Here is a 6,371-nt window from a genome sequence, read left to right on the forward strand (position 1 = left end):
GACGGGATCAGGATGGCGTCGGCGCCGCCCTGCAGCAGATGCGAGAGCGGCTCGTCATAGCCGATCTGCGCGCCCACGCGCCCGCGATGCCGGTCCGCCGCCGCCAGAAAGGCACCCTCCAGCGGATGATCGCCCGACCCCAGCACGGCCAACTTGCCGCCAAGCCCGACCAGATGATCGATCGCGCCCATCACCATGTCCATGCCCTTTTGCCAGGTCAGGCGGCTGACGATGATGAACAGCGGCGCGCCGTCATGGTCGAGGCCGAAACGCGCCTCCAGCGCCCGGCGATTGGCGGTCCTTCCGCCCAGCGCCCGCTGGCTGAAAGGGCGCGCGATCAGCGGATCGGCTGCCGGGTCCCATATTGCGGTATCGACCCCGTTCAAAATGCCGTGCAGCCGGTCGGCCCGGCCGTTGATCAGTCCGTCCAGCCCCATGCCATGGACCGGAGAACGGATTTCATCGGCATAGGTTGGGCTGACGGTGGTGATGGCATCGGCGGACACCAGCCCGGCCTTCAAAAAGCCGATGCCGCCATAATATTCGACGCCGTCCACGCCCCACGCTTCGGGAGGCAGGCCGAGTTGCCCGAAAATATCCGCGCCGAACCGCCCCTGAAAGGCGAGATTGTGGATCGTCACGACCTTGGGCACGGCATGGGCGGGGCCAAAGCGCATATAGGCGGCAGTCATCGCCCCCTGCCAGTCATGGGCATGGACCAGATCGGGCCGCCAGCCCTTCACGCCTTCCGCCGCGATATCGGCACCCACGCGGGACAGAGCGGCAAAGCGCTTCCAATTGTCTCCCCATTCCTGGCCGGCTGGATCGCCATAGGGGCCGCCCTCCCGCGCGAAATAGGCGGGCGCATCGAGCACGAGCAGATCCAGATCGCCCACCCTGGCCGTCAGCAGGCTGGCCGGCGCGCCGAACAGCGCGTCATAACGGCGCACGGCCTTCGCCTTCCCCAGCCGCGACAGGACTGAAGGGTAGCCCGGCAACAGCGTCCGCACGGCCATGCCATGGTCCGCCAACGCGCCCGGCAGAGCGCCAGCCACATCAGCCAGCCCGCCGGTCTTGATCAACGGATAGATTTCGGACGCGACCGAAAGAATCTGCATCGAAGCCGTCTTGCTCAAATCTTTCAGTCCACCAGCCGTTCGATCATATATTGGGTAATCAGCGTCACGCCGCTGTCGGTGCGGCGGAACCGCTGCGCGTCATAATCCGGATGCTCCCCCACGATCAGCCCCGGCGGAATGATGACGCCGGAATCCAGCACGCATTTGTGCAGCCTAGCCCCGCGCCCGATCACGCAGTCGGGCATGATGACGCTTTCCGTGACGGAGGAGAAGCTGTGCGTCCGCACGCCCGAAAAGAGCAGGCTGCGATGCAGCGACGACCCCGACACGATGCAGCCGCCCGCCACCAGCGATGAGGTGGCCGAGCCGCGCCGTCCATCTTCATTATGAACGAATTTGGCGGGCGGCGTGACTTCCGAATAGGTCCAGAGCGGCCAGCTGCGATCATAAAGGTCGAGCGAGGGCACCACGTCGGTCAGGTCGATATTGGCCTGCCAATAGGCGTCGATCGTGCCCACGTCGCGCCAATAAGGCACCGGCTCGCTTTCGGCGCGCACGCAACTGCTGGAGAAACGGTGCGCGACCGCCTTTCCGTTCTTCACGATATGCGGAATGATGTCGCCGCCAAAGTCGCGCTTGCTGTTCGGATCATCCGCATCGCGCCGCAATTCGTCGATCAGGAAACGGGTGCGAAAGACATAGATGCCCATGGATGCCAGCGCCGTATCCGGCTTTCCCGGAATGGACGGCGGATTTTTCGGCTTTTCGACGAAGTCGGTGATGACGTCCTTTTCGTCGACATGCATCACGCCAAAGCCGCGCGCCTCTTTCACCGGCACTTCCATGCAGCCGACGGTGACGTCCGCGCCGGTGTCGACATGCTGCTGAAGCATCAGCTCATAGTCCATCTTGTAGACATGGTCGCCCGCCAGAATGACCATATATTCGGGCGCATAGCTTTCGATGATGTCGATATTCTGGAACACGGCGTCGGCCGTGCCTTCATACCATTGGCTTTCCGAGACACGCTGGCTGGCGGGCAATATGTCGAAGCTCTCATTGCGTTCGGGCCGCAGGAAGTTCCAGCCACGCTGGAGATGCCGGATCAGCGAATGCGCCTTATATTGCGTGGCGACGCCGATGCGGCGGATGCCGCTGTTGAGCGCATTGGACAGCGCGAAGTCGATGATCCGTGCCTTGCCGCCGAAATGAACGGCGGGCTTGGCGCGCTTGTCCGTCAGTTCAGACAGGCGGCTTCCCCGTCCCCCGGCCAGCACATAGGCCATGGCATCGCGGGCGATCGGCTGGTTTCGTTGCTGCATCGCCCTATTCTCCTCCATGCCCGCGACAGGCTGACTTGCCGTTCGTCGGTTTCAATAGTCCAGTTCCAGCATCAATGTGGCGAAGGGCGGAATGGTGACGTTCGCCCATCCTTCCTCATCGGCCGTGACGATCCCCATATTCCCTGCGCCGCTGCCGCCATATTCGAGCGCATCGCTGTTCACGACCTCGCGCCAGCGTCCGGCCGAAGGCAGACGCATCCGGTATCCCTGGCGCGCCAAAGGGGTGAAATGGCTGATGACGACGATGGGCGCCGCACCCGGAGCGCGGCGGACCCAGGCGAAGATGGAATCCGCCGCCGCATCGACCAGCACCCATTCGAACCCCTCCGCCTCGCAATCGCGGGCATGAAGAGCAGGGCGGGATCGATAGAGCCGGTTGAGATCGCCGATGAGCAGTTGCACGCCCCGGTGCGGCGCATGGTCCAGATGATGCCAATCGAGCGCGCGTTCCTCGCTCCATTCCTCGCGCTGGGCGAACTCCTGTCCCATGAACAGCAGCTTCTTGCCCGGATAGCCCCACATCATGGCGTAATAGGCGCGCAGAGTCGCGAATTTCTGCCAGTCGTCCCCCGCCATCTTGTGCAGCAGGGATGCTTTGCCGTGGACCACCTCGTCATGGCTGAGAGCGAGTACGAAATTCTCGGTGAAGGCGTAGAGCAGGCCGAAGGTGATGTCGTCATGATGATGGGCGCGATGCACCGGATCGCGCGCCAGATAGCGCAGCGTGTCGTGCATGAAGCCCATATTCCATTTGAAGCCGAACCCCAGCCCGCCCTCATGAACGGGGTGGGATACTTTGGGCCAGCTGGTGGATTCCTCGGCAATGGTCATCACGCCGCCGTGGGTGCCGTAGAGCGCCTTGTTCATCTGCTGGAGGAATTCGACCGCCTCTACATTTTCCCGCCCGCCATGCCTGTTGGGAATCCACTCCCCTTCCTTGCGGCTGTAATCGAGGTAGAGCATCGAGGCGACGGCATCGACCCGCAAGCCGTCGACATGATAGCGCTCCGCCCAGAACAGCGCATTGTTGACCAGAAACTGCGCCACCTCGCGCCGCCCGAAATTGTAGATCGCCGTGTTCCAGTCGGGGTGAAAGCCCTTGCGCGGATCTTCATGCTCATAAAGCGCCGTGCCGTCGAAACGGGCCAGACCATGGGCGTCGGTCGGAAAATGCGCGGGTACCCAGTCGAGGAGGACACCGACACCAGCCCGATGCGCGCCATCGACGAAACGGGCAAAACCCGCCGGATCGCCAAAGCGCGCCGTGGGCGCATAAAGGCCGGTCGTCTGATAGCCCCAGCTCGGATCATAGGGAAATTCGCTGATCGGCAGGAATTCGATATGGGTGAAGCCCATCCCGACCACATAGGGAATCAACCGATTGGCCAGCGCGTCCCAGCTCAGAAAATCGCCCTGCTCGTCCCGCTGCCATGACCCGGCATGGACTTCGTAGATGGAAATGGGTTCGCGGCGGGGGTCCGCCTTCTCCCAATAGGCGCGATGACGGTCATCGCCCCAGAGATGATCGGGCATGCCCGCCACGATTGAGGCGGTCGAGGGCCGCAATTCCGACTGGAAAGCGAAAGGGTCGGCCTTCAGGGGCAGCATCTCGCCGTCCGGCCCGATAATTTCGAATTTATAGGGGCTACCCTGCCCCACTTCTGGCAGGAAGATTTCCCACACCCCGGCATCCTGCCGACGCCGCATCAGCCCCCGGCGGCCATCCCAGCGGTTGAAGTTGCCCACCACCGAAACCCGCTGGGCATTGGGCGCCCAGACTGCAAAATGCGTGCCCGCGACACCTTCATGGGTCATCAGATGCGCGCCCATCTTGTCGAACAGGCGCGCATGAGAACCTTCGGCAAAGAAATAATCGTCCATCGGTCCCAGCACCGGGCCGAAACTGTAGGGGTCGATCAGCCGATATTCGCCGCCATCGGCATAGGTGGCGCAATAGCGCAATGGTTGCCGCTTGCGGATCGACACCTTGCCGAAGAAAAGGCCGCCCACCCCCAAGGGGGGCAGCGTTCCGACCAGCTTGCCGTCCAGATTGTGCGCCGTGACGCTGACCGCTTCGGGAAGCAGGACACAGGCCGTAAAACCCTTTTCGGCCGGATGAACGCCAAGCGTCGCAAATGGATCGTCCTCACGCCCTTCCAGCAGCCGTGCGATCTGTTCCGGCGTCAATCCCACCCTGTTACCGGCCTCCCCTCAAACCGGCACCTTCCAGATGTCGGTCGCATATTCTTTTATCGTGCGGTCGGACGAAAACCAGCCCATCCGCGCAACATTGTGGATCGCCTTTTTCCCCCAGAGCGCCTGATCCTGCCACATCGCGTCCACGCGGCGCTGGGCGGCGGAATAGCTGTCGAAATCAGCCGCCACCATGAACCAGTCATGATCGTAAATGCCCTGCACCAGATCTCTGTAGCGGTCGGGATCATCCGGCGAGAACACGCCACTGGCAATGGCGTCCAGCGCCTGCGCCAATTCCCGGCTCTGGCCGATGACGTCGCGGGGTTGATAGCCCTGCGCCCGCCGCTCGTTCACCTGCGCGGCAGTAAGGCCGAAGATCACGATATTCTCGTCACCCACATGATCGCGCATCTCGACATTGGCGCCGTCCAGCGTGCCGATGGTGAGCGCGCCATTGACCGCGAACTTCATATTGCCGGTGCCCGACGCCTCCATGCCCGCCGTCGAAATCTGCTCCGACAGGTCAGCGGCGGGGATCATCATTTCCGCCAGCGATACGTTGTAATTGGGTACGAACTGCACCTTCAGCAGTCCCTGCACCGCGGGATCATGATTGACCGCTCGGGCAACATCCCCGGCCAGCTTGATGATGAGCTTTGCGTTATGATAGCTGGGCGCAGCCTTGCCGCCGAACAGCTTGACCCGCGGCACCCAGTCCTTTTCCGGATGCGAACGGATCTGGTCGTAGAGCGACACCGCCTCGATGATGTTGAGCAACTGCCGCTTATATTCGTGGATGCGCTTGATCTGAATGTCGAACAGCGCCTCCGGATCGATCCGCGCATTGACCCTCTGCCGCAGCAGGTTGGACAAGGCAGCCTTATTGGCGCGCTTCACGGCCAGAAACTTCTCCTGAAAACCGCTGTCGTCGGCAAAGCGATCCAGATCGCGCAGCGCTTCGGGGTCGTCCATGAAACGATCGCCGATCGCCTCGCGGACAAGTTCGAACAGCCCATGATTGCACTGCATCAGCCAACGGCGGAACGTGACGCCGTTGGTTTTGTTGTTGATCCGCGCGGGATAGAGCCGATGGAAATCGGCGAACACCGTTTCCTTCATCAACTCCGTATGCAGCGCCGACACGCCATTGACGCTATGCGACCCGGCAAAGGCGAGATTGCCCATGCGCACCCGCCGCTCGCCGCCCTCGTCGATCAGGGAAATCGCGCCGATCGCCCGATCGTCGAACTGGCCGGAACGCCGCGCCTCGCCCAGCAGGCGGCTGTTCACCGCATAGACGATCTGCATGTGCCGCGGCAGCAGCCGTTCGAACAAAGGCACCGGCCAGCTTTCCAGCGCCTCGGGCAGCAATGTGTGATTGGTGTAGCTGAAGGTCCGGCGCGTAATGTCCCATGCTTCGTCGAAATCGATGCCGTAATTGTCGAGCAGGATGCGCATCAGTTCCGCGACGGCGACCGCGGGATGCGTGTCGTTGAGCTGGATCGCCGCCTTGTCCGCCAGGGTCCGGATGTCGCCGAAATACTGGACATGCCGCCGGACGATGTCCTGCAAGGAAGCCGAGGAGAAGAAATATTCCTGCCGCAGCCGCAATTCCTGCCCCGCAGGCGAACTGTCGGCGGGATAGAGAACCCGCGTCAAAGCCTCCGCCCGGTTGCTTTCGGTCAGCGCGCCCAGATGATCGCCCGCATTGAAACGGTCCAGCAGGATCGGGTCGATCGGTTGCGCTTCCCAA

Annotated in this window: 4 protein-coding genes; all 4 read right to left on the bottom strand. The window is 62.5% G+C overall.

The window, feature by feature from the left end; genetic code table 11:
* Positions 1-1,118, bottom strand: a 1,118-nt coding sequence (glgA, locus tag ACFC3J_RS13300; RefSeq protein WP_375196645.1) for a glycogen synthase GlgA, incomplete at its 3' end; no start/stop codon positions are given.
* Between the two features lie 23 nt (positions 1,119-1,141).
* Positions 1,142-2,401 (bottom strand): glucose-1-phosphate adenylyltransferase, encoded by a 1,260-nt coding sequence (gene glgC, locus ACFC3J_RS13305; RefSeq protein WP_192666882.1) that lies wholly within the window; start codon positions 2,399-2,401, stop codon positions 1,142-1,144.
* Positions 2,402-2,452: 51 nt separating this feature from the next.
* The gene (gene glgB, locus ACFC3J_RS13310) at positions 2,453-4,615 is read right to left on the bottom strand and encodes a 1,4-alpha-glucan branching protein GlgB (RefSeq protein WP_375196646.1); all 2,163 of its coding nucleotides are present in this window, start codon (positions 4,613-4,615) and stop codon (positions 2,453-2,455) included.
* 18 nt (positions 4,616-4,633) lie between these two features.
* Positions 4,634-6,371, bottom strand: a 1,738-nt coding sequence (locus ACFC3J_RS13315; protein WP_375196647.1) for a glycogen/starch/alpha-glucan phosphorylase, incomplete at its 5' end; no start/stop codon positions are given.

It is taken from the genome of Sphingobium sp. (assembly GCF_041987595.1).
Classification (GTDB): domain Bacteria; phylum Pseudomonadota; class Alphaproteobacteria; order Sphingomonadales; family Sphingomonadaceae; genus Sphingobium.

Excerpts from the sequence above, each read along its gene's own strand:
- glgC (WP_192666882.1), bottom strand. The coding sequence starts at position 2,401 with ATGCAGCAACGAAACCAGCCGATCGCCCGCGATGCCATGGCCTATGTG.